The 26,360-nt window shown below is 67.3% G+C and carries 25 protein-coding genes, 1 other RNA gene and 1 pseudogene; 10 read left to right on the forward strand and 17 right to left on the reverse strand.

What is annotated here, in order from left to right; all coding sequences use genetic code 11:
- Nucleotides 1–102: 102 nt before the first annotated feature.
- Complete coding sequence (locus R4823_RS05105; RefSeq protein WP_087837248.1) at nucleotides 103–1,605, reverse strand: tripartite tricarboxylate transporter permease; 1,503 nt, start codon at nucleotides 1,603–1,605, stop codon at nucleotides 103–105.
- A 12-nt stretch (nucleotides 1,606–1,617) separates the two neighbouring features.
- Nucleotides 1,618–2,082, reverse strand: a complete 465-nt coding sequence (locus R4823_RS05110) for a tripartite tricarboxylate transporter TctB family protein (protein WP_087837247.1) — start codon at nucleotides 2,080–2,082, stop codon at nucleotides 1,618–1,620.
- Between the two features lie 314 nt (nucleotides 2,083–2,396).
- On the opposite strand from R4823_RS05110, the pseudogene R4823_RS05115 reads away from it, so the two are divergent.
- Nucleotides 2,397–2,549, forward strand: a pseudogene (locus tag R4823_RS05115) (helix-turn-helix transcriptional regulator); the annotation flags it as partial.
- A gap of 135 nt (nucleotides 2,550–2,684) precedes the next feature.
- Here the strand turns inward: R4823_RS05115 and R4823_RS05120 are convergent.
- Nucleotides 2,685–3,680 (reverse strand): tripartite tricarboxylate transporter substrate binding protein, encoded by a 996-nt coding sequence (locus R4823_RS05120; protein ID WP_338617764.1) that lies wholly within the window; start codon nucleotides 3,678–3,680, stop codon nucleotides 2,685–2,687.
- A gap of 11 nt (nucleotides 3,681–3,691) precedes the next feature.
- The gene (gene msrA / locus R4823_RS05125; RefSeq protein ID WP_087837244.1) at nucleotides 3,692–4,237 is read right to left on the reverse strand and encodes a peptide-methionine (S)-S-oxide reductase MsrA; all 546 of its coding nucleotides are present in this window, start codon (nucleotides 4,235–4,237) and stop codon (nucleotides 3,692–3,694) included.
- Between the two features lie 38 nt (nucleotides 4,238–4,275).
- On the opposite strand from msrA, the gene R4823_RS05130 reads away from it, so the two are divergent.
- Entirely contained in the window at nucleotides 4,276–4,512 is a 237-nt protein-coding gene (locus tag R4823_RS05130) for a hypothetical protein (protein WP_140416829.1), read from the forward strand.
- A gap of 22 nt (nucleotides 4,513–4,534) precedes the next feature.
- On the opposite strand, the gene R4823_RS05135 is transcribed toward R4823_RS05130, so the two are convergent.
- A complete protein-coding gene (locus R4823_RS05135; protein ID WP_087837242.1) occupies nucleotides 4,535–4,861 on the reverse strand; it encodes a c-type cytochrome in 327 nt (108 codons plus the stop codon).
- Nucleotides 4,862–5,067: 206 nt separating this feature from the next.
- On the opposite strand from R4823_RS05135, the gene lgt reads away from it, so the two are divergent.
- Nucleotides 5,068–5,853, forward strand: coding sequence for a prolipoprotein diacylglyceryl transferase (gene lgt, locus R4823_RS05140; protein ID WP_087837241.1), 786 nt, complete (start codon nucleotides 5,068–5,070; stop codon nucleotides 5,851–5,853).
- Nucleotides 5,854–5,875: 22 nt separating this feature from the next.
- Here the strand turns inward: lgt and R4823_RS05145 are convergent, their stop codons facing one another.
- From R4823_RS05145 to R4823_RS05180, 8 genes are all read right to left on the reverse strand, one after another.
- A complete protein-coding gene (locus R4823_RS05145) occupies nucleotides 5,876–6,616 on the reverse strand; it encodes an SIMPL domain-containing protein (RefSeq protein WP_243724367.1) in 741 nt (246 codons plus the stop codon).
- 69 nt (nucleotides 6,617–6,685) lie between these two features.
- On the reverse strand, nucleotides 6,686–7,507 hold the full coding sequence (locus tag R4823_RS05150) for a sulfite exporter TauE/SafE family protein (protein ID WP_087837240.1): 822 nt from the start codon (nucleotides 7,505–7,507) through the stop codon (nucleotides 6,686–6,688).
- Nucleotides 7,508–7,793: 286 nt separating this feature from the next.
- Nucleotides 7,794–7,974: non-coding RNA, 6S RNA (gene ssrS, locus R4823_RS05155), on the reverse strand.
- Between the two features lie 52 nt (nucleotides 7,975–8,026).
- Nucleotides 8,027–8,329, reverse strand: coding sequence for a cell division protein ZapA (locus tag R4823_RS05160; protein WP_087837239.1), 303 nt, complete (start codon nucleotides 8,327–8,329; stop codon nucleotides 8,027–8,029).
- Nucleotides 8,316–8,618 (reverse strand): hypothetical protein, encoded by a 303-nt coding sequence (locus R4823_RS05165; protein WP_087837238.1) that lies wholly within the window; start codon nucleotides 8,616–8,618, stop codon nucleotides 8,316–8,318. Before R4823_RS05165 ends, R4823_RS05160 begins: the two co-directional genes overlap by 14 nt.
- Before the next feature lie 124 nt (nucleotides 8,619–8,742).
- On the reverse strand, nucleotides 8,743–9,585 hold the full coding sequence (panC, locus tag R4823_RS05170) for a pantoate--beta-alanine ligase (protein ID WP_338617765.1): 843 nt from the start codon (nucleotides 9,583–9,585) through the stop codon (nucleotides 8,743–8,745).
- A 67-nt stretch (nucleotides 9,586–9,652) separates the two neighbouring features.
- On the reverse strand, nucleotides 9,653–10,534 hold the full coding sequence (locus R4823_RS05175) for a ScpA family protein (protein ID WP_087837236.1): 882 nt from the start codon (nucleotides 10,532–10,534) through the stop codon (nucleotides 9,653–9,655).
- An 11-nt stretch (nucleotides 10,535–10,545) separates the two neighbouring features.
- Nucleotides 10,546–10,737, reverse strand: a complete 192-nt coding sequence (locus R4823_RS05180) for a DUF3460 family protein (protein WP_087837235.1) — start codon at nucleotides 10,735–10,737, stop codon at nucleotides 10,546–10,548.
- 276 nt (nucleotides 10,738–11,013) lie between these two features.
- Here R4823_RS05180 and R4823_RS05185 point away from each other — a divergent pair, with 276 nt between their 5' ends.
- The gene (locus R4823_RS05185; protein ID WP_087837234.1) at nucleotides 11,014–11,268 is read left to right on the forward strand and encodes a DUF6356 family protein; all 255 of its coding nucleotides are present in this window, start codon (nucleotides 11,014–11,016) and stop codon (nucleotides 11,266–11,268) included.
- A gap of 48 nt (nucleotides 11,269–11,316) precedes the next feature.
- Here the strand turns inward: R4823_RS05185 and metG are convergent, their stop codons facing one another.
- On the reverse strand, nucleotides 11,317–13,380 hold the full coding sequence (gene metG, locus R4823_RS05190) for a methionine--tRNA ligase (protein ID WP_338617766.1): 2,064 nt from the start codon (nucleotides 13,378–13,380) through the stop codon (nucleotides 11,317–11,319).
- 134 nt (nucleotides 13,381–13,514) lie between these two features.
- On the opposite strand from metG, the gene R4823_RS05195 reads away from it, so the two are divergent.
- Entirely contained in the window at nucleotides 13,515–13,847 is a 333-nt protein-coding gene (locus R4823_RS05195) for a thioredoxin family protein (protein ID WP_338617767.1), read from the forward strand.
- A 12-nt stretch (nucleotides 13,848–13,859) separates the two neighbouring features.
- Here the strand turns inward: R4823_RS05195 and R4823_RS05200 are convergent, their stop codons facing one another.
- Entirely contained in the window at nucleotides 13,860–14,768 is a 909-nt protein-coding gene (locus R4823_RS05200; protein ID WP_087837231.1) for a LysR family transcriptional regulator, read from the reverse strand.
- 60 nt (nucleotides 14,769–14,828) lie between these two features.
- Here R4823_RS05200 and R4823_RS05205 point away from each other — a divergent pair, with 60 nt between their 5' ends.
- The 3 genes from R4823_RS05205 to R4823_RS05215 all read left to right on the forward strand — a co-directional run bounded on the left by R4823_RS05205 (nucleotide 14,829) and on the right by R4823_RS05215 (nucleotide 18,202).
- A complete protein-coding gene (locus R4823_RS05205) occupies nucleotides 14,829–15,908 on the forward strand; it encodes a 4-oxalomesaconate tautomerase (protein WP_338617770.1) in 1,080 nt (359 codons plus the stop codon).
- A 94-nt stretch (nucleotides 15,909–16,002) separates the two neighbouring features.
- Entirely contained in the window at nucleotides 16,003–16,983 is a 981-nt protein-coding gene (locus R4823_RS05210) for a tripartite tricarboxylate transporter substrate binding protein (RefSeq protein WP_087837230.1), read from the forward strand.
- Between the two features lie 181 nt (nucleotides 16,984–17,164).
- Complete coding sequence (locus tag R4823_RS05215; RefSeq protein ID WP_087837229.1) at nucleotides 17,165–18,202, forward strand: esterase; 1,038 nt, start codon at nucleotides 17,165–17,167, stop codon at nucleotides 18,200–18,202.
- A 46-nt stretch (nucleotides 18,203–18,248) separates the two neighbouring features.
- Here the strand turns inward: R4823_RS05215 and R4823_RS05220 are convergent, their stop codons facing one another.
- Both R4823_RS05220 and R4823_RS05225 read right to left on the reverse strand, forming a co-directional pair.
- Nucleotides 18,249–18,563, reverse strand: coding sequence for a hypothetical protein (locus R4823_RS05220; RefSeq protein WP_087837228.1), 315 nt, complete (start codon nucleotides 18,561–18,563; stop codon nucleotides 18,249–18,251).
- A gap of 121 nt (nucleotides 18,564–18,684) precedes the next feature.
- Nucleotides 18,685–19,998 carry a hemolysin family protein gene (locus R4823_RS05225; RefSeq protein ID WP_087837227.1) on the reverse strand — a complete coding sequence of 438 codons (1,314 nt, stop codon included), beginning with the start codon at nucleotides 19,996–19,998 and terminating at the stop codon, nucleotides 18,685–18,687.
- A 395-nt stretch (nucleotides 19,999–20,393) separates the two neighbouring features.
- Between R4823_RS05225 and R4823_RS05230 the strand changes: the two genes are divergently transcribed.
- A complete protein-coding gene (locus R4823_RS05230; RefSeq protein WP_338617774.1) occupies nucleotides 20,394–22,235 on the forward strand; it encodes a BamA/TamA family outer membrane protein in 1,842 nt (613 codons plus the stop codon).
- Complete coding sequence (locus R4823_RS05235; RefSeq protein WP_338617775.1) at nucleotides 22,232–26,335, forward strand: translocation/assembly module TamB domain-containing protein; 4,104 nt, start codon at nucleotides 22,232–22,234, stop codon at nucleotides 26,333–26,335. Before R4823_RS05230 ends, R4823_RS05235 begins: the two co-directional genes overlap by 4 nt.
- Nucleotides 26,336–26,360 lie beyond the last annotated feature (25 nt).

Raw genomic sequence — 26,360 nt, forward strand, 5'->3', positions numbered from 1 at the left:
GCCCCCCAAGGGGGCGTTTTTCATCTTGGGGCGGCCCGGCAATGAAAAAAGGCGCCCGGAGGCGCCTTTTTTCTTGCAGCCGCCGGAGCGGCTGGTGTGTCGTCAGTCTTCGACGAAGGTTTCTTCGCGCTTCTTGCGGATCGTGGGCGAGGCCACGATCAGCACCAGGATGACGGCGATGACCAGCAGGGTCGCCGACAGCGGGCGGGTCACGAAGGTCGTGAAGTCACCACGCGACAGGAGCAGGGCGCGGCGGAAGTTCTCTTCCATCATGGGACCCAGCACCAGGCCCAGCAGCAGGGGGGCGCCTTCGCACTTCAGCTTGGACCAGATGTAGCCGATCAGGCCGAAGGCTGCCGTCATCCAGATGTCGAACACGTTGTAGTTCAGCGTGTAGACACCGATCGAGCAGATCAGCAGGATGGCCGGGAACAGGATGGGATAGGGCACCTTCAGCAGCTTGACCCAGATACCGATCAGCGGCAGGTTCAGGATCACCAGCATCAGGTTGCCGATCCACATCGACACGATCAGGCCCCAGAACAGGTCCGGGTTGCTGGTCATGACCTGGGGACCAGGCTGGATGTTGTGGATGGTCATGGCGCCGACCATCAGGGCCATGATCGCGTTACCCGGGATACCCAGCGTCAGCAGCGGGATGAAGGAGGTCTGCGAGCCGGCGTTGTTGGCCGATTCCGGACCCGCCACGCCGCGGATGTTGCCCTTGCCGAAGCTGGAGGGATCCTTGGCGAGCTTCTTTTCCACCGTGTACGAGGCGAACGAGGACATCACCGCGCCGCCGCCGGGCAGGATGCCCAGGGCCGAGCCGATGGCCGTGCCGCGGATGATGGCGGGCGCGGCTTCCTTGAGGTCGGGCCAGGTGGGGTACAGGTGGCCGATCTTGTCCAGGAAGACTTCGCGCTCTTCCTTCTGCTCGACGTTGTTGATGATTTCCGAGAAGCCGAACACACCCATGGCGACCGCGGCGAAGTCGATGCCGTCGGTCAGTTCCGGGATGCCGAACGAGAAGCGGGCCACGCCCGAGTTCACGTCCGTGCCGACCATGCCGATCAGCAGGCCCAGCAAGATCATGCAGATGGCCTTGATCAGCGAACCCGACGCCAGCACGACCGCACCGACCAGGCCCAGGCACATCAGCGAGAAGTATTCCGCGGGACCGAACTGGAAGGCCACTTCGGCCAGCGGGGGCGCGAAGGCGGCGATCAGCAGCGTACCCACGCAGCCGGCGAAGAACGACCCGATGGCCGCAATGGCCAGCGCCTGTCCGGCGCGGCCGTTCCGCGCCATCTGGTAGCCATCCAGGCAGGTCACCACCGCGGAGGTTTCACCCGGCAGGTTCACCAGGATGGCGGTGGTCGAACCGCCGTACTGGGCGCCGTAGTAGATGCCGGCCAGCATGATCAGGCCGGCCACCGGGGGCAGCGCGTAGGTGATGGGCAGCAGCATCGCGATGGTCGGAACGGGACCCAAGCCGGGCAGCACGCCCACCAAGGTGCCGATCAGGCAACCGAGAAATGCGTAGATGATGTTCTGAAACGAGAGCGCCGTTTCAAAACCTAGGGCCAAGTGCTCTAACACTTCCATGGATGGCTTTCCTTAGTTCAAACCGAGAAACGAAGGCCACAGCGGGAAGATCAGACCCAGGCCCACAATGAAGATGAGGTGGACGGCGACCACCAGGCCGATGCCGTTGATGATCGCGACCTTCCACTTGAATTCGTGGCTGGCCATGCTGGACAGCAGCACGAGCAGGAACGCCGACACGTACACGCCCAGCGGACGGAGCAGGATGCCGAACAGGACCACGTTGCCCAGGATGATGCCCGTGGTCTTGAGATTGAGTTTCGGGATTTCCGTGGGCTCGGCCTTGGGCGACAGGCCGGAGATGCCGATGATCGCACCGAGGATCGCCAGGATCACGCCCAGCCAGAACGGGAAGTAGCCCGGCCCCATCTTGGCTGCCGTGCCCATCTGGTAATCAACGGCGAACCCGGCAAAAAATAGCCCGAGGAAGACGAACATCACCCCGGACCAGAAATTTTGTTTTGACTGAATGCGCATTGGAAGTGGGCTCCTATCTGACTTCACTTGCAAGGCCGGCATGTTAGCTCACGCGAAGCTGGCGTGAATAACGAAATTGCTCGCAATGAGTCGGGGTTTTCCCGAAAAATGATGGATCGGCACAACTTTGTGCCAAATTGATCCATAGGATGTTCAGACTCCTGTCAGCCTTGACAGCTTTTTCGCATCCGACGTGTCGTGCAGACTTCCCCTGGGGGGCGCGAAGCCCTTCCCACGGCAAGGTTATCCAATGAAGGGGAAGCACGATGAAGGCGATGCACGGGTGGGACGATGGCCAGGAACGCGGCAAGTCTCTGACGCCGCGGGAACGCGAAGTCATGGACCTGCTGGTCGAGGGACGTGCCAACAAGGTGATCGCCGACCGGCTGGGCATATCCATCCGGACGGTCGAGGTCCACCGCGCGCGGGTGCTGGCCAAGCTGGGCGTGCGCAACGCCGTCGAGCTGGTCTGGCGCATGCACACGGACAGGATGGCCGTGGTGGCCGAGATGCAGGGGCTGCGGGTGGCCGAGGGCGGAACCGACCGCTGGGACCACCGCGCTGATTGAGCAGAGGGGCCGGACCTGCATCCGGCCCCCTGCTCAGTTCAGCTTGGCGCCCGAGATCCTGACGATCTCGGCGTACTTGCGCAGGTCGGACTGCACCAGCGCGGCCAGCGACGCCGGGGTGCCGGGTTCGGCGTCCGAGCCCATGTCGGCCAGGCGCCGGCGCATGTCGGCGCTGCCGAGCGCCCGCGCATATTCATTATGGAGTTTTTGCACCACGGCCTCCGGTGTGTGCGCCGGCGCGAAGATCCCGAACCACGTTCCCAGATCGAAGTCCGGCACGCCGGCCTGCATCATGGTCGGCACCTCGGGCAGCAGGCGCGACCGGGCCGCCGTGGTGACCGCCAGGGCCTTGAGCTTGCCGGCGGCGATGAGCGGCGAGGCGGCGGCGAGATTGTCGAACATGAAGTCCGTCTGCCCGCTCATCAGCGCCACCTGCGCCGGCGTGGCGCCGGCATAGGGGATGTGCGCGGCGAATACGCCGGCACGGGTCTTCAGCAATTCCCCCGCCAGGTGCCCCGCGCTGCCGTTGCCGCCCGAGCCCATGTTGAGCCTGCCCGGGTTGCGCCGGGCGTAGCCGATCAGGTCCTGCACGGTCTGGATGCCCAGCCTGGCGGCCGTGGCGGGGTTCATCACCAGCACGTTGGGCACCGAGGCCACGAGCACGATGGGGGCGAAGTCCTTGACCGGATCGTAGGGAATCGAGGGGAAGAGCGCCGGGTTGATCGCATGCGTGGCGACCGCCCCCATCACCAGCGTGTAGCCGTCGGGCGCCGACTTGGCGACGAGATCGGCGCCGATGTTGCCGCCGGCGCCCGGCCTGTTCTCGACGACCACGGGCTGGCCCAGCGTGGGGCGGATCTTTTCCGCCAGCGCGCGGGCCATGATGTCCAGCGGGCCGCCGGGCGGATACGGGACCACGAAGCGGATGGGGCGCGTGGGATAGGCGGCGTCCTGCGCGGCGGCCGGCGCGGACAGGCAGGCCGCCGCGACCATGGCGCCGCCGGCGAGCAAGGCCCGGCGTCGGTTCATGAGGGGTTCCTTCAGGATTGCTTGAGCTTGTGGGCGAAATTCTTGCGCATCTTGGCCACCTTGGGCGCCACCACGAAGGCGCAATAGCCCTGGCCGGGATTGCGCAGGAAGTAGTCGCGGTGATAGTCCTCCGCCGGCCAGACCGTGGCCGGGGGCAGCAGCCGGGTCACGATGGGCGAGCCGAATACCTGCCGCGCCTCGAGGTCGGCGATCACCTCGCGCGCCGCCGCTTCCTGCGCCGGGGTCTGCCAGAAGATGGCCGAGCGATACTGCGGTCCGACGTCGTTGCCCTGGCGGTCCACGGTGGTCGGGTCGTGCGAGGCGAAGAAGATTTCCAGCAGTTCGTGATAGGTGATGGCAGCCGGATCGTAGGTGACGGTGACCACCTCGATGTGGCCGGTATCGCCGTCGCAGACCTGCTCGTACGTGGGGTTGTCCACGTGCCCCCCGGCATAGCCGGAATCGGCGCGCAGCACGCCCTCGATCTGCTGGAACACCGCTTCGATACACCAGAAGCAGCCACCGCCGAACACGGCTTTGTCGACTTGTGCGGGCATGATCGTCCTCTTCGAGAGAGCCGGCGCCAGGGGCGCCCATGACGATAGTGTATGCGTTCCCGGCGGGCCGACCGGGCGCCATGGATGCCGGTCCCGGCGTTCAGGACGCGGCGCGGGGTCGCCGGAACAGCTCGGCGAACACGGTGCACGACAAGCTGGCCGCCATCGGCCTGGCGGCCAGGACCCAGGGGCTCGAGGCCATGACCGCGGTCTCGGCCTCGGACACACGGCGCTATGCCGGGCTGGTGCGCGAGTTGGGATTGAAGCTGGACTGACGCGCGCCAGTCCGGGGGGGCGTCAGTTCTTCAGCGTCAGGATCCACTGAGCCAGCTTGCGCGCCTCGTCGTCATTGACGGCGTTCTGCGCGGGCATGGGAATGGCGCCCCACTTGCGGAAGCTGCCCTTGCGGATGGAGGCGACCAGCTTGTCGGCCGCTTCGGAGTCCGTGGCATAGCGTTGCGCCACGCTTTGATAGGAGGGGCCGACGAGCTTGGCGTCGACGCTGTGACAGGCCATGCAGTTCTTGGCCTTGGCGAGATCGAGTCCGGTGGTCTGCGCTCCGGCGGTCGTGTGCAGGGCGGCCAAGGCCACCAGTGCGCCCAGGCTGAGGGAACGAATGGACATGAAGATTCTCCGTTGGATGCTGCGCGATGCGCGTATTTCTCGACGGGGCAGAGTATATACAAGCGAAGCGGGTGTACACCGGCTCGGATGCCGCCTGCGTCGATCTGTCACAGGGCCTCGGGACAAGGGGCGTTATGATCGCCACTGTTCGACAGACATCGTGGCCGGGCAGACGTCCGGCCTTTCCTTGAAAGGCGCGCGCAAACATGTTGGTTCACCCGCAGTTTTCTCCCATCGCGTTCGAGATCGGACCCCTGGCGGTGCGTTGGTATGGCCTCATGTACCTGGTCGCGTTCCTCCTGGCCTGGACGCTGGGCCGCTGGCGCATCCGCCACGGCAAGACGGCGCTTACGACGCGCGATCTGGACGATCTCCTGTTCTACAGCGTGCTGGGTGTCGTGCTGGGCGGGCGCCTGGGCTATGTCCTGTTCTACAAGCCGGGCTACTACCTGGCGCATCCGCTGGAGATTCTCGCGGTCTGGCATGGCGGCATGTCATTCCACGGCGGCTTGCTGGGCGTGCTGCTGGTCATGGCGCTGTTCGCGCGCCGGCGCGGTTTCCGTTTCCTGCAGGTAGGCGATTTCGTCGCGACGCTGGTGCCGCTGGGGCTGGCGGCCGGGCGCCTGGGCAATTTCATCAACGGCGAGTTGTGGGGCCGGCCCACGACGGTGCCCTGGGGCATGGTGTTTCCGCAGGCCGGCGACGGCGTGGCCCGCCATCCTTCGCAACTGTATGAGGTCGGCCTGGAAGGCCTGGCCCTGTTCGCGCTGGTCTGGCTGTTCGCCAGCAAGCCCCGGCCGGTGGGCCAGGTCAGCGGCGTGTTCCTGATGGGCTACGGGTTCTTCCGCTTCATGGTGGAGTACACCCGGGAGCCGGACAGCTTCCTGGGCATCCTGGCGGGGGGGTTGAGCATGGGGCAGTGGCTGTCGCTGCCCATGGTGCTGGTGGGACTGGCCCTGTTCGTCTGGGCGCGCCGGCCGGCGACGGCCTGAGCCGCCGGCCGGCAGGCACGGCCTATTGCAGGTAGACCGTGCCCCGCACCGAGACCGACACCGACGACTTGCCGCCTTCCAGGGGCAGGTCGGCCGCCTTGGCTTCCATGGCGGGAGCCGCCATCGCATAGGCGCGCGGCATGGGCGTGACCGTGCCGCTGCCGCTCAGGTCGAGTTGCTTGACCGCATAGCCGGAGAAGCCGAATGCCTTGGCGGCCTGGGTTGCTCGCGTGGTGAAGGCCTTGGCCGCTTCGGCCAGCAGGCGCTGCTCTTCGGCCTCGCGCGCCTCGCGCGACAGCGAGAACGACACGTTCGACACCGCCATCTGGCGGCTCAGTTCACCGGCCAGCTTGGAGGCGGCGCCGAAGTCCTTGGATTCCAGGATCAGTTCCGCGCGTCCGCGCCAGGTGGTGATGCGCCCGTTGCGATCGGTGTTGGCCCAGACGTTGTAGTTGCCGCTGCGCGCGGTGACCGCGGTGTTGCGCTTGGCTTCGGCCAGCGTGGTCTCGAGCAACTGGTTGAGTTGCTGCGACAGCTTGGCCTGGTCGTTGCCCTCGATCTCGTTGGCGAGCGTGATGGTCACCTTGTCCTGCGCCACTTCCGAGGTGGCGGCGGCCGACAGCGACAGCGTCGGCCGATCGGGCTTGGCGGTGTCCGGCGCGGCCTGGGCGACGGCGATGGACGACATCGCGGCCGAGGCGGCCAGTGCCGCGCCGCACAGGGCGCGGCGCATGGTGGGAGCGAGGGTGGGGCGGTAAGCCATGGTGTGAGTCCTTGTTCTGATTGATGGAAGGGCTGACCACGCGCACCGCGACCCGGACCGCGGCGCCTGTCAGGCCCCCGTCAGCGCGGTGACAGCCTTGTATAGCATATAGGCCGCCAGCAGCATCAGGAGGTAGGCGAAGATGCGCTTGAGCGAACGCACCGGCAGCTTGTGCGCGGTATGGGCACCCACCGGTGCCAGCAGCACGCTCGAAACGATCAACACGATCAGCCCCGGCCAATAGACATACCCGAGCATGCCGGGTTGCCCGCTGGGATGCTGCATGCCTGACCAGATGTAACCCGCGGTATTGGCCAGCGCGATGGGAAAACCCAGCGCCGCCGAGGTGGCGACGGCGTTGTGCAACGGGACGTTGCACCAGGTCATGAAAGGGACGGACACAAAGCCGCCGCCGGCGCCGACCAGTCCGGACAGGAAACCGATGCCGGTTCCCGCGGCGGACGTGCCCAGCGTGCCCGGCATCTGGCGGGTCGGCTTGGGCTTCTTGTCCAGCAGCATCTGGATGGCCGAGTATCCGACGAACAGCGCGAACACCAGCGCCAGCCATCCGGTCTTGAGCGCCGAGAACACCGCCCCGCCCGCGAGCAGCCCGCCGATCACCAGCCCAGGCGCGAACCGCGCCACGATGTCCCACCGCACCGCGCCCCGCTTGTGGTGCGCGCGCACGCTGGAAACCGACGTGAACAGGATGGACGCCATCGACGTCGCGATCGCCGCATGCACCACCAGTTCGGGCGGCAGGCGCTGCCAGGTGAACAGCATGGTCAGGAAAGGCACCATGATCATGCCCCCGCCTATGCCGAGCAGCCCCGCGGCAAAGCCCGTGCAGGCCCCGAGTACGAGCAAGGCAACGATAAACAATGGATCCATGTTGAAGTCTTGACGATAGTTGGTAAATCGGTGGACGCGTCTCTTCTCCCCAAGACGCACCCTTCGTTCTAGTTCTAGCACCGAAAAAAACTACCTCGGCAATGCTTGGTCGAAACCAATCAAGTCGGCATTGACGAACGCCGCCCCCCGCCAGCCTGTTGGTACCCCAGGATGCGGTGGATCCGGCTCCGCCGGTCCACCCGCATCGCCCCCTGGGGGGCGCGCGTAAGCGCGTAGGGGGGGCAAAAAAGAACCCGGAGCATAACGTATATGCTCCGGGTCGGATAGGATCCCCGCCTGTGTCGCTAGGCCGGCATCTTGAACCGGGGTTCAAGGTGGTCGCGGTCAGCCGCGCTTCGGGTTCGTCTGACGGAGAGACGATCACGCCCGCGGGCAATTTCCACAACCTCATGCCATAAGCATGGGTCCAAGAAATATAAGGCCAAACACGAGCACGGCAGGGAAGACTGATCATACGCGTTTGTGCCGCACAGAAAAGTACCGCACAAACATCAAAACTTAAAACAACTTCTCTTGGGCCCCCAGGGCTGCATCGACCATGCGATGCATGTCTTCAATTTTACGCTTGTAGTCGCCGACTGCAAGTCGTGAGTCGGGAGAATTCGCATTCATCAACTCGGCGGCCAATTGCAGCGCCGCCATCACCGCGATGCGTTCGGTGCCCGCGACCTTGCCTCCGGCCTTGATGCGCTGCATGGCGCGATCGACCATGGTGGCCGCGGTCAGCAGCGCTTCCTTTTCGGAAGGTTCGCAAGCCAGCGGGTAGTCCTTGCCGAGGATGGTGACGTCAAGACGTTCCATATAGACTCCGAGCGCCCGGGTCGGCGCTTTCTGATCCAGGAGAGGAAGCGTTGTCCGGCGCATCGGCCTCGCCCTCGACTTCCTCGGCGGGTTCCTCGCCGCCGGGCAGGCGCGCCAATACGCCCTCGACCCGCGACTGCGCGGCGGCCAGCGTATCGCGCAGCACGCGGATGTGCGAATCGCGCTGGGCGAGGCTCTTGCCCAGCGCCGCGTTTTCGTCGCGCAGGCTTTGCGTCAGCTCGGTGAGCTGGCGTATGCGGCTGGCGAGAAGGTCGAGATCTTCGATCATGGGCGTATCGTAAACCATCCAGTGCCGGGAATTGTAGCGAACGGCGCGCAGCCGGGGACCCGGCCGCGCAGCGCTGTATCAATTGCTTGCAAGCCTCGCAACCGAGGCCGGATGGCGCGCCCGCCTACAGCTCCAGGTTGTCGATCAGCCGGGTCGTGCCGAGCTTGGCCGCGGCCAGCGCCACCAGCGGCTCGCCGCCTTCGACCTCTTCGCGGCTGGGCGGCAGCAGGTCGCGCTGGCGCCGCACCGAAATGTAGTCCACCTTCCAGCCGCGCCCGCCCAGCGTGGCGGCGGCGTCGCGCTCGAGCGCGGCGACGTCGTGGTTGCCTCCGCGCAGGCCGGCCTGCACGCGGCGCAGCGTCGCGTACAGCTGCGGCGCTTCGGCGCGCTGGTCCGCGCTCAGGTAGCCGTTGCGCGAGGACAGGGCCAGGCCGTCGTCCGCGCGTATCGTTTCCTGCGGCACGATCTCGATCGGCAACTGGAACTGCCGGCACATGGCCCGCACCACCATCAGCTGCTGGTAGTCCTTCTTGCCGAACACGGCCACGCGCGGCTGCACACAGGACAGCAGCTTGAGCACGACGGTGGATACGCCGGCGAAGAAGCCGGGGCGGAACTCGCCTTCCAGGATGCCGCCCAGGTCGTCGGGCGGCTGGACGCGGAAGTTCTGCGGCTCGGGGTACATCTCGCGCTCGTCGGGCGCGAACAGCACGTAGACGTTGCGGTCGCGCTCGAGCTTCTCGATGTCGGCGGGCAGCGTGCGCGGGTAGCGGTCGAAGTCCTCGTTGGGCCCGAATTGCAGGCGATTGACGAAGATGCTGGCGACGACCGGGTCGCCGTGCTGGCGGGCCGTCTTCATCAAGGCCAGATGGCCCTCGTGCAGGTTGCCCATCGTGGGAACGAACGAGACCCGGAGCTGGCCGCGCAGTTGATCGCGCAATTCTTCGATGGTGTGGACGACCTTCATGGCGTTGGATTCGGTAAGGTGGGCTTGGAGGCCGGGGAGGCGGGCGGCCGGGCCGCGCGCCGGGGCCTCAGTGGGTATGGACGGAAGTGAAGGCGAGGCGCACGTAGATCGGCGCGTACGGCTCGGCCTGGGTGATCTCGAGCAGCGACTCGCGTGCCAGTTCCAGCATGGCGATGAAGTGCACGACGATCACCGGCACGCCGGCGCCGTCCTGCACGCGTTCCATGAAGAGTTCGGTGAACTCCATGTAGCGCACGTTCTGCAATCTGCGCAGGATCTGGCTCATGTGATCGCGCACGGACAGTTCCTCGCGCGAGATGTGGTGGTGCGCATTGAGCTTGGCGCGCTTGACGATGTCGGCCCACGCGTCGCGCAGTTCCTCGACGTTGACGTCGGGCAGGCGGCGCACGGTGGTCTGTTCCAGCAGCACCTGGGCCCGCACGAAGTCGCGTCCCAGCTGCGGCAACTGGTCCAGCTTCTGCGCGGCCAGCTTCATCTGTTCGTACTCGAGCAGGCGCCGGACGAGTTCGGCGCGCGGATCCTCGACTTCCTCGTCGGTGTCGGCCTTGCGCACGGGCAACAGCATGCGCGACTTGATCTCGATCAGCAGCGCCGCCATGAGCAGATACTCGGCGGCCAGTTCCAGGTTGTGCTTGCGGATCTGGTCGACGTACGACAGGTACTGGCGCGTGACTTCCGCCATGGGGATGTCCAGTACGTTGAAGTTCTGTTTGCGGATCAGGTAGAGCAGCAGGTCGAGGGGGCCCTCGAAGGTCTCGAGGAAGACCTCGAGCGCATCGGGAGGGATGTACAGGTCTTGCGGCAGCGCGAACAGCGGCTCGCCGTAGAGCCGGGCGATGGCAACGCCGTCGACGACGTCGGGCGTGCTGTCGACCGCGGGTTCAGCCAATGCTGCCAGCCCGTCGTTGGGGGGCGGGGAAGAGCCCATGCGGGAGGTGATCAGTCTTCAGTCTGATAGACATAGGGCTTCTGCGGCACCGTGCCGGCCTTGAAACCTTCGACGAGTTCCGGATCGATGGTCTTGTCCCACAGGCGGGCGCGGCCCTGCTTCTGCTCGCTTTCGAGGTTGGGGCGCTGCTGCTTCAGGTCCTGCAGGAATCGGGTGATGTCGGATTCGTAACTCTTGGCCATGACTAACCTTTGTTCTGGCATGCCGTGCCGCCGGCGCGTGGGCCGTCGGTCGGGACGTCTGCTGTGCACCCGGGAGTTTACTGCACGCCGGGCCGTGGCGCCGGCCGGCGGGCGTCCGGGGCGGTTTGTCCGGGGTGGCGGGGTGATTTTTCTTCATTTTCCCGGATTTGGGGAATGATTTTTATCTTCCGGCCTGGCTTGGACGTAAATTTGCAGTAATTTTGCGGGGCTCAATTGATAAAGTATTCCCCGGTTTCCCTACTTTCCGACATTCCCATGAGCAAATGGTCGTTCACTTCGCATCCCGCTTCCGTGGGTGAGACGTACTTCGAACATCTCGCCGCGTCGTGGGGGTTCGCGTTCCGCATGTTGATGGGCGGCCTGGCGGCCCTGATCCACGGCCTGTTCCCGTTCCTGTGCGTGCGCACCGGTTCGTCCATCATCAAGAACCTGAACGACAAGATGGTGGTGAATCGCGTCAAGGCCGGCCACGCGCCGGCCGGGCAGACGCCGCAAGCCCGGGCGCGCTAGGCCCGGCGGGCGCCGCCCCCCGGGCGAAGGCACGGCCCGCCGCGCCGCCTACCGTACGCGCATGCCGGGCTGGGCGCCCGCCACGGGCTCCAGCACATAGATGCCGGGCTGCGTCTTTTCATCGGCGTGGCTCGCGGCCAGCACCATGCCCTCGGATACCCCGAACTTCATCTTGCGCGGCGCGAGGTTGGCCACCAGCACGGTGAGCTTGCCGACCAGGTCTTCCGGCTTGTAGGACGACTTGATGCCGGAGAATACGTTGCGGGTGCGGCCTTCGCCGGCATCCAGCGTCAGCCGCAGCAGCTTGTCCGAGCCTTCCACGTATTCGCAATTGACGATCCTGGCGATGCGCAGGTCGATCTTGGCGAAGTCGTCGATGGTGATGGCCGGCGCAATCTCTTCGCCGCCGGGCGTGGGCGCCGCGGGCGCCGGCGCGGCGGGCGCTTCCAGCAGCGCGTCGAGCAGCTTCGGGTCGACCCGCTGCGCAAGGTGCTTGTAGGGCGCGATGCGCTGCGGCGGCACGACCACGTCGCGCCATTCGAAATCGCGCCCCAGGCCGAACAGCTCGTGCGCCACCCGCCGCGTCAGCTCGGGCAGGACCGGCGCCAGCATGACCGACAGCGCCTTGAAGCCGATCATGGTGCGCGAGCAGATCTCGTGCAGTTCGCGCTTCTTGTCCGCGTCATCCAGCTGCTTGGCCAGCACCCAGGGCTGGGCCGCGTCGAAGGCCTGGTTGATGCGGTCGGCGGTGGCCATGATCTCGCGGATGGCCTTGCCGAACTCGCGCGCCTCGAATGCGTTGCGCACGAGCGTCGCCGCGGCGTTGAGCTCGTTCTCGAGTTCGATGGGCGTCCCGCCTTCATAGCAGAGCTGGCCGTCGAAATGCTTGATCAGGAAGTTCGAGGCGCGGCTGGCGATGTTGACGTACTTGCCGACCAGGTCGCTGTTGACGCGCGCGACGAAGTCCTCGGGGTTGAAGTCCATGTCCTCGACGTGGGCGTTGAGCTTGGCGGCGATGTAGTAGCGCAGCCACTCGGGGTTCATGCCCAGGTCGAGGTAGCGCAGCGGCGAGATGCCGGTGCCGCGGCTCTTGGACATCTTCTCGCCGCTGACGGTGATGAAGCCGTGGACGTGCAGGCCGTCGGGCGTCTTGCGCTGGGCGAAATGCAGCATCGCGGGCCAGAACAGGGCGTGGAAATAGACGATGTCCTTGCCGATGAAGTGGTACTGCTCGGTATCGGACTGCGGATCGAGCAGGGCGTCGAAGTCCAGGCCGGTCTTCTTGCAATAGGCTTTCAGCGAGGCCAGGTAGCCCACCGGCGCGTCGAGCCAGACATAGAAATACTTGCCCGGCGCATCGGGGATCTCGATGCCGAAGTAGGGCGCGTCGCGCGAGATGTCCCAGTCCGCCAGCTTGCCTTCCTCGCCCAGCCATTCGCGGGTCTTGGCGTAGACCTCGGGCTGCAGGCGCGGCGTGCCGTTGCCGTTGACGCTGCCGGTCCATTCCTGCAGGAAGGCGTAGCAGCGCGGGTCGGACAGCTTGAAGAAGAAGTGGTCCGACGTCTTGAGGACGGGCGTGGCGCCGGTCAGGGTGGAATACGGATTGCGCAGGTCGGTGGGGGCGTAGACGGCCCCGCAGACCTCGCAGGAATCGCCGTACTGGTCCTTGGCGCCGCACTTGGGGCATTCGCCCTTGATGTACCGGTCGGCCAGGAACATGCCCTTGACGGGGTCGTAGAACTGCTCGATGGTGCGGGTCTCGATCAGGCCGGCATCGCGCAGTTTCAGATAGATCTGGCGCGACAGCTCGGTGTTCTCGTCGGTGTCGGTGGAGTGCCAGTGGTCGAATGCGATGTGGAAGCCCTGGAGGTACCTGGGGCGTTCGGCGGCGATGCGGGCGACGAGTTCGCGCGGCGTGATGCCTTCGCTTTCCGCCTTCAGCATGATGGGCGCGCCATGGGCGTCGTCGGCGCACACGAAGTGGACCGTATGGCCTTGCATGCGCATGTTGCGGACCCAGATGTCGGCCTGGATGTATTCCATGATGTGGCCGATGTGGAAGGATCCGTTGGCGTAGGGCAGGGCGGTGGTGACGAAGAGTGTGCGCGACATGGGGCGGAAACGAGGGGGCGATGAAAGTATCGAATAAGGGATTTTAGCCGCTGGGGCGGCCGATGGCCGGGCACGGCGCTTGCGCGCGCCGCTTGGCCGCCGTTTTTGCCATACTGGGCGTACAGGAGGCATCCATGTCCATGAACACCGTTTATGCGGCCCGGGAACCCGCCCGGGACGAGATCGACGCCCTGGGCGAGCCCACGGTGCTGGAGTTCGGCGCGCCCTGGTGCGGGCATTGCCTGGCGGCCCAGCCGCTGATCGAGGCCGCCTTCGAGGGACACGCCAAGGTGCGGCACCTGAAGATCGAGGACGGCAAGGGCCGGCCGCTGGGGCGCTCGTTCGGGGTGAAGCTATGGCCCACGCTCGTGTTCCTGGATCGCGGGCGCGAAGTGGCGCGCATGGTACGCCCCGGCCAGGCGGGGCAGATACGCGAGGCGCTGGCCCTGATCGATCCGCCGGCCTGAAGGCGGGCGCCGTCAGGCGCGCGCCGCGCGGCCGGCGTTGCGCAGCATGTCGTAGAGCAAGTTGGCGGCCGGGGAAAGCGGCCGCCCATGTTTGGAGATCAGGCCCAGGGTGCGGCTGACGCGCGGCTGCGACAGCGGAATCCCGACCAGGGTCGCGTGCGTGGTCAGCGGCAGGGCCAGTTGCGGGACGGCGGCCACGCCCAGGCCGGCCTCCACCATGCCCAGCAGGGTCAGGATGTGGCTGACCTCGATGGCGGTCTGCGACCGCTTGCCGCTCTTGGCCAGCGCGGCCTCGATCAGCAGGCGGTTGCCGCTGCCCTTGTCGACGGTCATGACGCGTTCCCGCGTCAGGTCCTCCCAGGTGACCGACTTGCGCCGGGCCAGGGGATGGTCCTTGCGCGCGGCCAGCACGAAGTTTTCCTTGAAGATGGCCTTGAAATCGACCTCGGCCTCCTGGGTGCCGATGAAGTTCACGCCGAAATCGGCCCGGCCGGAGATGACCGCGTTCAGGACGGTGTTGGCGCCTTCGTCGATGACGCGCACCCGGATGCGCGGGTGCTTGGCGGTGAAGTCGCGCAGCACCGAGGGCAGGAAGTAATAGGCCACCGATGGTACGCAGGCCACCGTGACGAGGCCGCTCAGTTGTGCCGCGAGGTCGCTCACGCCCAGCATGGCGCTTTCCAGCTCGTCCAGTGCGGCACGCGACCGTTCGAGGAACACGCGCCCCACATTGGTGAGCGAAACGTGCCGGGTGGTGCGGTCCAGCAGGCGCGCACCAAGAATGGCCTCGAGCTTTTCGATGCGCCGGCTGAGCGCGGGCTGGGAAAGGTGCAGGTCGTCCGCGGCCGCGCGAAAGCTGGAGCGTTCAGCCACCGCGACGAAAGCCTGCAATTCCTGGAGGTCGAAACTAATGCGTGCCATGCATCAAATTATATAAAAAATGCAATTTACTAATGCACAAGCCAGGTGCATCATTTCGTCATGCAAAAAGCCATACCTTGTGTACTGATGCGGGGCGGTACGTCCCGCGGTCCCTATTTTCGCGCCGAATGGCTGCCGCAGGACGTCGCCAAGCGTGACCAGGTGCTGCTGGCCGCGATGGGATCGCCGCACGAACTCCAGATCGACGGGCTGGGCGGGGCCAATACCCTGACCAGCAAGGTCGCCATCGTTTCGCCCTCGACGCGTCCCGGTTGCGACGTCGACTACCTGTTCGCCCAGGTGTCGGTCGACCGCGCCCTGGTGGACACCCGCCCCAACTGCGGCAACATGCTGTCCGGCGTCGCGCCCTTCGCGATCGACCAGGGCATGGTCGCCGCCAGCGACGGCGAGACCCGCGTGCGGATCTACAATGTCAACACGAATTCGACCATCGATGCCGTGGTGCAGACGCCGGGCGGCAAGACCGAATACGAGGGCGATGCCCGCATCGACGGCGTGCCGGGCACCGGCGCGCCGATCCGGCTGAACTTCCTCGATGCCTGGGGCTCGGTCACGGGCAAGGTGTTTCCCACGGGCAACACCCAGGACGTCATCGACGGCGTGCCCGTCACCTGCATCGATGCGGCCATGCCGCTGATGATCGTGCGCGCATCGCAACTGGGCGTGAAGGGCGACGAGACGGCGGTCGAGCTGGATGCCAACACGGCCATGCTGGCACGTCTGGAGTCCCTGCGCCTGGAGGCCGGCCGGCGCATGGGCCTGGGCGACGTCACCGACAGCGTCATTCCCAAGCCCGTACTGGTCAGCGCGTCGGCGGATGCGGATACGGTGGTGTCGCGGTATTTCACGCCGCACAAGTGCCACCGCTCACATGCGGTGACCGGCGCCATCGGTGTGGCAACCGCCTTCGTGACGCCGGGCACGGTGGCGTTCGAGCTGGGCGCGCCGCGCGCGGCCGGCATGCATCGCATCGCCGTGGCGCACCCCTCGGGGCGCATCGAGGTCGATGTCGAATTGCGTGGCACCGCGCCTTCGATCGAAGTGTGCGGTGCAGGCCTGATTCGCACCGCCCGGAAAATCATGGAAGGGCAGCTTTACATTCCTGCACGCTTTTTTTAGGACCGCGTCATCCGCCTCCGGGCGCCATCGTCGAGCGCCTGGCGGAAGCCGCTTACGCTTCGGTAGTTCCGAAGAATCACACGGAGACTCATTCATGCAAGCCTCGTTCCGAGTGCCGGCGATCGCCGCCTTTGCCACTGCCTTCACCCTGTCCCTGGGCGCCGCCAGCGTCCAGGCCGCCTGGCCCGAGCGCCCGATCACCATCGTCGTTCCCACCGCTCCCGGCGGCGGCAACGACGCGTTCGCGCGCGTCATCGCCCAGAAGATGGGCGACAGCCTCAAGCAAAGCGTCGTGGTCGTCAACAAGGCCGGCGCGCAGGGCGCCATCGGCAGCGAGTACGTGGCGCGCGCCCCGGCGGATGGCTACACCATCCTGTTCGGCTACATCGCCACGCACGGCATCAACCCCGCGCTGCAGAAGCTGCGCTACGACCCGGTCAAGGACTTCAAGCCCATCGGCCTGCTGGCCAGCTCCCCCACGCTGCTGGTCGTGTCCTCGTCCTCCGGCATCACCTCGGTCAAGGACCTGATCGAGAAATCCAAGAAGGATCCCAAGGGCCTGAGCTACGCCTCGGCGGGCGCCGGCACCGCGCCGCACGTCACGGCCGAGCTGTTCAAGATGGTGACGGGCGCCAACATGCTGCACGTGCCGTACAAGGGCTCGGCGCCGGCGATGACCGACACGCTGGCCGGCACGACGCAGGTCATGTTCCCCAGCCTGTTCAGCGCCTATCCTCACCTGGCCTCGGGCCGGATCAAGGCCCTGGCCCTGGCCGGCGACAAGCGTTCCGACGTCCTGAAGGACGTGCCGACGCTGGAAGAGCTGGGCGTCAAGGGCGTCAGCGTGCCCCAGTGGTATGCGCTGTTCGCGCCGGCCGGCACCGACGACGCCATCGTCGAGCGCCTGAACAAGGAGCTCAACGCCGCGCTGCATGACCCCGAAGTCATCGCCAAGTTCAAGGAGCAGGGCGCCGACACGAAGAGCAGCACGCCGCAGGAGCTGGGTGAATTCGTGAAGTCCGAAGTGGCTCGCTGGAAGAAGGTGGTGGAAGCGGCGAAGATCACGACTGAGTAAGGGTCCCCCCCTACGCGCTTACGCGCGCCCCCCAGGGGGCGATGCGGGTGGACCGGCGGAGCCGGATCCACCGCATCCTGGGGAATGAGATTGTGGCTGGCCTTGGGTGTGTCTTGCGGGGCATCCGGGAATGGCGTGGAGGGCGGTGCTTGCACCGCCTTTTTCTTTATCAGGAGGAGATATGAAGAGAAGCGTTGCAGTAGCCGCGGCGGTGTTGTCGGCGGCTTGGGCGGTGGCGGCGGTGGCGCAGCCTATCGTGTTGCGCGACATGGGGTCGTTCCATATCGGCGGCGAGCCTTTCGTGGTGTCGGGCGAGCCGGTGAAGGAGGTGAAGTTCACCGCCAACGGCGTGCCGCTGAAGATCGATCCCAACGGCACCTACATGGTCGGGCAGATGTACGTGCAGTACTTCATCCCCGAGCCCCGCAAGGGCGCGGTGCCGCTCTTGATGTGGCATGGCGGCGGTTTGACGGGGGTGACGTACGAGACGACGCCCGATGGCCGGCCCGGGTGGCTGAACGATTTCCTGCGCAAGGGATGGGCGGTCTACAACTCGGACGCGGTCGAGCGTGGCCGTTCGGGATGGCCGGCCACGGCCAAGCCGGTGTGGCAGGGCGATCCGGTGCTGGTCACCGCGGCCAATGCCTACGAGCGCTTCCGCATCGGCGGGGCGGGGTCGTGGAGCGATGATCCGGCGAAGCGCAAGCTGCTGCCCGGGAACCAGTTTCCCGCCGACCAGATCTGGCAGTTTTCACGGCAGTTCGTGCCCCGGTGGATCACCACGGACGAGCCCACGCTGAAGGCCTATCTGCAACTGGTGGACAAGGTATGCCCGTGCGTGCTGCTGGTGCACAGCCAGGCCGGCAAGTTCGGTTTCCAGGCCGCGCAGGCACGCCCGGACAAGATCCGCGCCGTGGTGGCGGTCGAGCCGGCCGAGGTTGGCGACGAGGACAAGGAAAAGATCGCGGCGTTGAAGTCGGTGCCCGCCCTGATGGTGTACGGCGACTACATCGAACAGGACTCGCGCTGGCCGGCGATCCGCGCCAAGGGCGCGCGCTTCGCCCAGGCCGTCAGGGAGGCCGGCGGCCAGGTGGACGAGGTCGATCTGCCCAAGGTGGGTATCAAGGGCAATTCCCACATGGTGATGATGGACAAGAACAACCTGGAAGTGTCCGCGCTGATCAACGAGTGGCTGGCCAAACGCGGGTTGTATCGGTAGGTTGGCGAGGGAGCGGCCGAAGGCCGCATGGGGGAGGGCTTGCCTTTCAGGACAGCTCTCTTACCTCGACGTCGACGATGTCGCTGCGCTTCATGCGGTTGGCGTAGCCGCTCGTGGAGCGGGCGGGGGCCGCCGCCGCGGTGGCGCCCTCGGCGTTGCCGCCGCCGAAGCCCCAGCGGGTCTGGGAGCGCTTCCAGTAGGTATTGGCGACGAACGGCTTGCCGCGCAGCTTGGCCACGACATAGACGATGGCCAGGGCGACGGCGGTCGAGGCGAGGAGGATGGCCGCCATGATCATGCCGACCAGGGCGATGCCCGCCACGAAGGCGGTGCGTAGCAATTTGGCGATGGTGTCAGTCATAGGTGGTGCGTCGGGCGGGAGCGCCCGGAGCGGGCGGTGAAAGCGTTTGGGCGGCGGCGGGCTTGGAAAAGTTCCCGGTTTTTCGGGCTCACCTTGCAGGTGGGGACGTCCGCGGCCAGGTTCAATAGGGTTCTTCCGGGGTTTCGACCGGTTCGATGCGGGTGGCGATGACCTTGTCGATGCGTTTGCCATCCATATCGACCACTTCGAAGTTCCAGCCCGCCCAGTCGACCTGCTCGCCGGTGTGCGGGATGCGGCCCAGCAGCAGCATCAGCATGCCGGACAGCGTATGGTAAGTGCCCGAATCGCCTTCGGGTAGATGCTGTAAACCCAGCATATCCTCCATCTCGTGCACGTCGAGCAGGCCGTCGAGCAGCCACGAGCCGTCCTCGCGCTGCACGGCCGAGGATTCCTCGGGCGCGGTGGAGGTATGGAATTCGCCGACGATGGCTTCGAGCACGTCGCGCAAGGTCACCAGGCCTTGTACGTCGCCATATTCATCCACGACCAGCGCCGTCTGGGTGTGCGAGTCGCGGAAATTCTGGACGAGCTCGGTGCCGGTCAACGTTTCGGGTACGTACAGCACCGGGCTCAGCCGGCTGGCAAGATCGAGCGGCTCGCCGGCCATGAGCTGGGCCAGCAGGTCCTTGGCGCGCACGAAGCCGATCACGTCCGACAGGTCTTCGCGCACGACGGGGAAGCGGGAGTAGTGCGAGCTTTCGATCTTCGCCCGCGAGACCTCGAGCGGTGCGTTGACGTCCAGGTAGACGATGTCCGAGCGCGGCACCATGAGCGAGGACAGGCGCCGTTCGTCCAGCCGGAAGACGTTGCGCACCATTTGCTGCTCGGCCTGTTCGAAGATGCCCGCCGTGGCGCCCTGGGCCATCAGTACCTGGATTTCTTCTTCGGTGACGAGCTGGTCGTTGTTTTCCCTGACGCCCATGAGCTTGAGCACCGTGTCCGTGGCCAGCGACAGCAGCTTGACGAAGGGCGTGGCGACCCACGACAGCAGGCGCATGGGCGCGGCGATCAGGCCCGCGATGGTCTCCGCGTGCATCTGGCCCAGCCGCTTGGGGACCAGCTCGCCGATGATGATGGACATCAGGGTGATGACGATGACCACCAGGGTCAGCGCGATCGCGCTGGCCGCGTCCGCCAGTGCCGGGAAGTGGTCGCGGATGGCCTCGGCCAGCGGCTTGGCCAGGGCGCCCTCGCCCACGATGCCGGTCAGGATGCCGATCGAGGTGATGCCGATCTGGACAGTGGAAAGGAAGCGCGTGGGGTGTTCGGCCAGTTCGAGCGCGGCGCGGGCCTTGGCGTCGCCTTCGTCGGCGCGCTGTTGCAGGCGGGATTTGCGGGCGGTGACAACAGCGATCTCGCTCATGGCGAAAATGCCGTTGGCGATGAACAAAATCAGAAGTAAGCCAATTTCCATTTTTTCAGGCGGGTCGGTCAGGCGGGCATTCCCCTTTTGGTTGGAAAACGCTTGTAACGCCAGCGAAACCGGTCTTATTTGACCGAATTTCCCCCACCTACTGTTATGAAGACCCCGTAGTCTAGCCGAGGATGGCCGTATTCCAAATGGGCAATGCTACTTACGGGCGCCGGAGCGGCCGTAAACAGATGGAAACAATACTCCGCGCGCGATCACGGAACACGCGCATGATCCGCTATGCTTGCGGTTGAAAATCAATACAGCGGAAGCGTCATGAGTTTGTCAGTCGAACGGGCCTGCGCGGCCGTACCCGGCATGATCGATCCTCTCCCGGGCGCCGACGGGGCTGGCGCCGCAGTCGCGAACGGAAACGTATTGCCTGCTCCGCGGACGTGATGCGCCTGCCTTTCGCGCCCGCCGTCCTGTGCGCCTTGCTGGCCCAGCCCGCGTTCGCGGCGCGGCCCGAGATCACCATCGATCCGGGCGGGCTGCCTGCCAGCGCCCTGCAAGCCGTCACGCACGCCGTGGACAGCATGGCGGACATGGCCGACGACCAGGACGGCGGCGAGGGCATACGCCTGCGCCGCCGCGCCCGCGAGGCCACGCTGGACGCCCTGGCCACCGAAGGCTATTTCTCGCCCGAGGTCCAGCTCGAGGCCGGCACCGACGTGGCGGGTCCCACCTGGGACATCACCATCGTCCCGGGCGAGCGCACCCTCATCGAGACCGTGGACATCTCTTTCCTGGGCGCCATATCCGGTCCGGAGTTCGAGGAGCGCGTCGCCAAGCTGCGCCAGGACTGGGAACTGAAGGAAGGCAGCCCGTTCCGCAACGACGAATGGGAAACCGCCAAGCGCAACCTGCTGGACGCGGCGTCCGAGCGCGATTTCCCGGTGGCCCGCCTGGTCGATACGGCGGCGGACGTGGACGCCGACCGTGCCCGGGCGGCGCTGCACGTCAAGCTCGACAGCGGCCCTGCGGTGCGCCTGTCGGGCGTCGAGGTCCGGGGCCTGAAACGCGTGCCCCAGGGCACGGTCGAGCGCTATGTCCGCATCCGCCCGGGCGAGCCCTACGACCGCGACCGCATGGTGGACTGGCAGCAGACGCTCCAGTCTTCGCCGTTCTTCTCGGGCGCCAAGCTCGACATCGACCGCCAGGGCATCGCGCCCAACCATGAAGAGGATCCGGCCCTGATGCCCAAGGGGCTGGAGCCGGACCAGACACGCACCGAGCGGGCCTACCAGGGGCCCAGCCACCTGACGCTGCCGGTGCTGGCGGACGTGGTCGAATCGCGTCCCCGCCGCATGAGTGTCGCGCTGGGCGTGGACGACGAGGCGGGACCGCGCATCGAGACCATCTACCGGCAGAACGTGGTCCTGGGCCAGCCGGTGGAGCTCGAGACCGGGCTGCGGCTGGACCGCCTGCGCAAGCTCGGCTATGCCGACATCCATCTCGCGCCCAACGAGAACGGGTTCCGCGACAGCTTCGGCGTGCTGGCGCAGGACTCGGACGTGCAGGGCCTGCACGTGCGGCGGCTGGCGGTGGGCGCCATCCGCGCCAAGACCTATCCCGCCGGTTTCCAGAGCCGCGTCGAGTACGAGACCCGCTACGGCGCGCGGGTCGCGCACGAAATGACCGACATCGACGGCTACAACTCCTTCACCACCAACACGGCCACGGCCACCGCCGAGATCATCCGCCGCGACGTCAACGACAAGTACGACCCGCGCGAAGGCACGCTGTTCGCGCTGGGCGCCGGCGCGGGCACCGCGCTCGACGCCAGCAATCATTTCAACCGGCTGACCGCGCGCGGCCAGTTCTGGTGGTCGCCCACCAAGCGCGACGTCATCACGGTGCGCGGCGAGGTCGGGCGCCTGTGGGCGCAGGACATCAACCGCGTGCCGGACGATTTCTCGTTCCGCACCGGCGGCGCGCGTTCGGTGCGCGGGTATCGCTACCTGGGCCTGGGGCGCCAGGTGGGCAACGCGGTGCTGGGCGATGCCGTGCTGTTCGTCGCCAGCGTGGAGGCCACGCGTTACTTCGACGACCGGCTGGGCGGGGCGATCTTCGTCGATACCGGCAACGTCGCCTCGCGCTTCTCGGACATGAAGCTGGCGACCGGCGTGGGCGCGGGCCTGCGGGTCCGCACGCCGGCGGGGCCGCTGAGCGTGGACCTGGCCTACGCGCTGCGCGACAAGAACATCCGCCTGCACTTTTCCCTGGGGATCGCATTTTGAACGGGCCCGTCACTCCTTCCCCCAAGCCCGCTCCGCGTCGCCGCCGCTGGCCCTGGGCCGTGGCGGGCGTCTTCGCGCTGGGCGTGGCCGCGGTGGCCGGCGCGGGCGCATGGATCGCGTCCTCGGCCAGCGGCGCGGCCTGGGCCGTGCGCACAGGCGTGCAACTGGCGGGCGGATCCGTCCGCCTGGAGGGCGTGCGCGGGTCCCTGCTGGGCGGACTGGACATCGATGCGCTGGAGCTGCGGCTGCCGACGTTGGATGCCGACCTGGAGAGGCTGCGCCTGGATGTCCGCTGGCGCGCGCTGCGCGGGGCGCGGCTGCACGTTTCCGAATTGTCGGCGCGGCGGGCCAGGCTGAACCTGCGGCCGTCCGACGAGCCCGCCACGCCGCTGACCTCGCTGCGGCTGCCGCTTGCCATCGACGTGGACAAGCTGGGGCTCGGCACGCTGGACATCGAGATGGATGGCGAACGGCTGCCCGCCAGTTTCGACGGCATCGACCTGCGCGCGACGTCGTCGGGCGCCGAGCACCGGGTGCTGCTGGCCAACCTGCACGTGGCGGCGCCGCAGGCCGAGGCGACGCTGCGGGGCGAGGCCAGCGTGGGCGCGGATGCGCCGTTCCCGGTGAAGCTGGCGCTGCATGCCGGCGGCCATCAGGCGGCGCACGCGTTCGACCTGGGCGCCTCGGCCACCGGATCGCTGGAACGCCTGGCCTTCGCCGTGAGGGGCGACGGCGCGGGCGTGGACGTGAATGCCGAGGGGCAGGCGGCGCTGCTGGAAGGATTCCCGCTGCGCGGCCTCAAGCTGCAATTGCACGGCATCGATCCCGCCGCCTGGATGCCCGGCGCGCCGTCCGCCAACCTCGGCCTGACCGCCGACCTGGCGGTGGCCGACGGCAGCGGCCCGCCGCTGCTGCAAGGCCCGTTCGCGCTGACCAATTCCACCCCGCGCCCGCTGGACAAGGACGGCGTACCGGTGGCCGCGATATCGGGACAACTGAGCGCGCCGGTCGAGACCTTCGACGCGCTGGACGTTGCCTCGCTCCTGATCGAGTTCGCGGGGGGCGGGCGCCTGTCGGGCCAGATGGACTGGCGCCGCGACGCCGCGGCCGGCGACGCCGGACGCGTGCAGGGCCGGCTGCAGGCCAGCGGCATCGATGCGTCGCGGCTGCACGGCGCGGCGCTGCCGACCAGGCTGGCGGGCACGCTGGCGTTTTCCGCCGACGCGGTGGTCCAGTCGCTGACCGCGGACCTGTCGGACCGGTCGCGCAAGGTGCCGCTGGCGCTCAAGCTCGAGGCCGGCGTGCGCGACGAGGTCGTGCGCATTCCGCAGTTCGCGCTGACCGCCGGCGAGGCGCGCGCGAACGGCAAGGGCGAACTGCAATTGGCCGAGCCCCGGCGTTTCGCCGCCGAGCTGCGGCTGGACCGTTTCGACCCCAGCCACTGGGTGCGCAGCGAGGCCCTGCCGCCGGCCCAGGTCTCGGCGCGAGCCGAGGTGAAAGGGGCCTTGCTGCCCGAACTGGGCGGGACGGCACAACTGCGCATCGAGGAGGGCAGCCGCTGGAACGGGCAGCCCCTGGGCGGGCACGGCGAACTGGCTTTTGCCGGCATGCGCGTCACGCGTGCCGACGCGGCGCTGAACGCCGGCAGCAACCGGCTGACGGCCAAGGGCGCGTTCGGGCGTCCGGGCGACAAGCTGGATTTCGACCTGGACGCGCCACGCCTGCAGACCTTGTCATCGCTGCTGAACGGCCGCTTGTCCGCGCGCGGCTCGCTGGGTGAAACGCTGGATGCGCCGGTGCTGGACATGACGCTGGACGCGGGCGACCTGCAGTTGCCCGGCGGCGTGCGCGTGGGCAAGGTGCAGGGGCGCACGAGCCTGGGCGGATCGCCGGTCAACGGCAAGCGTCCGCAGGGCGGGTTCGCGGCCGCGCCGGCCGACATCGACCTGCGCATCGACAACGTGGCCGTGTCCAGCGCGCCGCAGGCCACCCTGAGCCAGGCCACCCTGCGTCTGCAAGGCACGATGGCGCGCCATGAAGGGACGGTGGATGCCGAGTTCGTGCCGGCCGACCGGTCGGCGCCGGCCACGCTGGCGATCCGTTTCGACGGCGGCTGGGGCGCGGGTCCGGGCCGGGGCGCGCCGCCCGGCTGGCGCGGCAAGGTAGGGCAGTTCGACCTGTCCCGCGCGCCGCTGGGCATGTCGCTCGAGGCGCCGGTGGAACTGAGTTACGTGCCGTCCGCGGCGGCACCGCAATGGCAATGGGAAGTGGGGCCCGCTGGCATCGCCTTGCGCCTGCCGGGCGGGCAGACCGGCAAGCTGGTCAACGAGGGGGCACGCGGCGGTGGCGGCCGCTGGGAGTCGCGCGGCCGCGCCGAGGGACTGGCCTGGGCGCCGGAGATCCTGCTCGAGGCACTGGGCGGCAAGCCCATTCCGCGCGAGCGCGTCATCGTGCTGGATGCCGACTGGGACATGCGTTTCGCCGGTTCGCTGCAAGGGACGGCGAACATCCGCCGCCGCAGCGGTGACCTGTGGGTGCCCGGCACGCCGCCCATGGCGCTGGGCCTGCGCACGCTGGATGCCAGCCTCAGGGCGACGCCGGATGGCAACGCGGGCCACAGCCGCATCGTCCTGCAAGCCCTGGTCGAGGGCGACCGCGTGGGCAGCGTGCGGGTGGACGGCGAGGCCGGCGTCATCGCCCGTGGCGGCGCGATCGGCCTGGACCGTGACCGTCCGGCCCAGCTCGATGCCCAGGTGGACCTGAAGGACCTGAGCTGGGTCAGCCTGTTCATCGGCGACAGCGTCGAGGTGGGCGGCAAGGTGGCCGGTTCGGCGCGCGTCGCCCAGTCGGGCGGCCAATGGCATGCCTCCGGCGGCCTCCAGGGGGAAGGCATCCGGATCGTACGGCTGGACGACGGGCTCAGGCTGCTGGACGGCACGCTGAAGGCCACGCTGGAGGATGACCGCATCGTGCTGGAATCCTTGCGTTTTCCCAGCGTGATCCGGGTCAACCCGCGCGATTCGCGGGTGCAGCAGTGGATCAAGAACGAGAGCCAGGGCGGCTGGATGGAAATCAGCGCCGATTGGCGGATGTCTCAGGCCTCGGGCCACGCGACTCTCAAGGCCGAACGCTTCCCCGCGATCCAGCGCGCCGATCGCTTCGTGGCCGGCTCGGGGCGGGTGGACATGGACATCATCCCGGACCGCATGCGTATCGCGGGCCTGTTCGAAGCCGACACCGGCTGGGTCGACATGGGCACCCAGGCTCCGGCCAAGCTGTCGGACGACGTGTACGTGCGCCGTACCGGCGAGGAGCGGCAGAAGAAGACGCTGGGCATCGCCATCGACGTCGGCGCCAAGCTGGGCGACCGCTTCTACCTGCGAGGCTACGGCCTGGATACCGGCATCACCGGCGACCTGCGCATCGTCGGCATGGTCGGCGCCTTGTCGTCCAGCGGCACGGTCCGCACGCGCGGCGGCCGCTTCGATGCCTATGGCCAGACGCTGACGGTGCGCCGCGGCGTGCTGACTTTCCAGGGGCCGCTGGACGATCCCCTGCTGGATGTCGTGGCGGTGCGTGTCGGCCCGCGCGTGGAGGCGGGCGTGCGGATCAGCGGCACGGCGCGCCGCCCCCGCATCGCGCTGGTCTCCACGCCCGAGGTGAGCGACGTGGAAAAACTCTCGTGGCTGCTGCTGGGCCGGGGCCCCGACGAAGGCGGAGGCGGCGCCGATGCCACGTTGTTGCTGAGCGCGGCGACGTCGCTGCTGGGGCCGCAGGGCAGCGAACCGATCTCGCGCCAGCTTGGGCTGGACGAGATCGGCGTGCGGTCGGGCAACGTGGGCAGCAGCCGCGGCCTGCTGCCGGACCGCACGGTGGCGGGGGACAGTACCTCGTCGGCCTACGCGCTGTCGAACAACCAGTTCCTGGTGGTGGGCAAGCGCCTGTCCGACCGGCTCTACGCCAGTTTCGAACAGGCGCTGTCGGGCCGCGACGGTGTGGTCAAGCTCAGCTACCGCCTGAGCAATCGCCTGTCGGCGGTGGCCAAGGGCGGCACCTTGAACGGCCTGGACCTGCTGTATTTCGTGCTGTTCGACGACTGACGCAGACGCGGGGGGCCGTTGCCGG

Origin of the sequence: Pigmentiphaga sp. CHJ604 (assembly GCF_036972535.1) — a bacterium.
In the GTDB taxonomy this organism is placed as follows: domain Bacteria; phylum Pseudomonadota; class Gammaproteobacteria; order Burkholderiales; family Burkholderiaceae_B; genus Pigmentiphaga; species Pigmentiphaga daeguensis.

Coding starts and splice junctions, on each gene's coding strand:
- R4823_RS05105 (WP_087837248.1), bottom strand. CDS start 1,605: ATGGAAGTGTTAGAGCACTTGGCCCTAGGTTTTGAAACGGCGCTCTCG.
- R4823_RS05110 (WP_087837247.1), bottom strand. CDS start 2,082: ATGCGCATTCAGTCAAAACAAAATTTCTGGTCCGGGGTGATGTTCGTC.
- R4823_RS05120 (WP_338617764.1), bottom strand. CDS start 3,680: ATGAACCGACGCCGGGCCTTGCTCGCCGGCGGCGCCATGGTCGCGGCG.
- msrA (WP_087837244.1), bottom strand. CDS start 4,237: ATGCCCGCACAAGTCGACAAAGCCGTGTTCGGCGGTGGCTGCTTCTGG.
- R4823_RS05130 (WP_140416829.1), top strand. CDS start 4,276: ATGACGATAGTGTATGCGTTCCCGGCGGGCCGACCGGGCGCCATGGAT.
- R4823_RS05135 (WP_087837242.1), bottom strand. CDS start 4,861: ATGTCCATTCGTTCCCTCAGCCTGGGCGCACTGGTGGCCTTGGCCGCC.
- lgt (WP_087837241.1), top strand. CDS start 5,068: ATGTTGGTTCACCCGCAGTTTTCTCCCATCGCGTTCGAGATCGGACCC.
- R4823_RS05145 (WP_243724367.1), bottom strand. CDS start 6,616: ATGGCTTACCGCCCCACCCTCGCTCCCACCATGCGCCGCGCCCTGTGC.
- R4823_RS05150 (WP_087837240.1), bottom strand. CDS start 7,507: ATGGATCCATTGTTTATCGTTGCCTTGCTCGTACTCGGGGCCTGCACG.
- R4823_RS05160 (WP_087837239.1), bottom strand. CDS start 8,329: ATGGAACGTCTTGACGTCACCATCCTCGGCAAGGACTACCCGCTGGCT.
- R4823_RS05165 (WP_087837238.1), bottom strand. CDS start 8,618: ATGATCGAAGATCTCGACCTTCTCGCCAGCCGCATACGCCAGCTCACC.
- panC (WP_338617765.1), bottom strand. CDS start 9,585: ATGAAGGTCGTCCACACCATCGAAGAATTGCGCGATCAACTGCGCGGC.
- R4823_RS05175 (WP_087837236.1), bottom strand. CDS start 10,534: ATGGGCTCTTCCCCGCCCCCCAACGACGGGCTGGCAGCATTGGCTGAA.
- R4823_RS05180 (WP_087837235.1), bottom strand. CDS start 10,737: ATGGCCAAGAGTTACGAATCCGACATCACCCGATTCCTGCAGGACCTG.
- R4823_RS05185 (WP_087837234.1), top strand. CDS start 11,014: ATGAGCAAATGGTCGTTCACTTCGCATCCCGCTTCCGTGGGTGAGACG.
- metG (WP_338617766.1), bottom strand. CDS start 13,380: ATGTCGCGCACACTCTTCGTCACCACCGCCCTGCCCTACGCCAACGGA.
- R4823_RS05195 (WP_338617767.1), top strand. CDS start 13,515: ATGTCCATGAACACCGTTTATGCGGCCCGGGAACCCGCCCGGGACGAG.
- R4823_RS05200 (WP_087837231.1), bottom strand. CDS start 14,768: ATGGCACGCATTAGTTTCGACCTCCAGGAATTGCAGGCTTTCGTCGCG.
- R4823_RS05205 (WP_338617770.1), top strand. CDS start 14,829: ATGCAAAAAGCCATACCTTGTGTACTGATGCGGGGCGGTACGTCCCGC.
- R4823_RS05210 (WP_087837230.1), top strand. CDS start 16,003: ATGCAAGCCTCGTTCCGAGTGCCGGCGATCGCCGCCTTTGCCACTGCC.
- R4823_RS05215 (WP_087837229.1), top strand. CDS start 17,165: ATGAAGAGAAGCGTTGCAGTAGCCGCGGCGGTGTTGTCGGCGGCTTGG.
- R4823_RS05220 (WP_087837228.1), bottom strand. CDS start 18,563: ATGACTGACACCATCGCCAAATTGCTACGCACCGCCTTCGTGGCGGGC.
- R4823_RS05225 (WP_087837227.1), bottom strand. CDS start 19,998: ATGGAAATTGGCTTACTTCTGATTTTGTTCATCGCCAACGGCATTTTC.
- R4823_RS05230 (WP_338617774.1), top strand. CDS start 20,394: ATGCGCCTGCCTTTCGCGCCCGCCGTCCTGTGCGCCTTGCTGGCCCAG.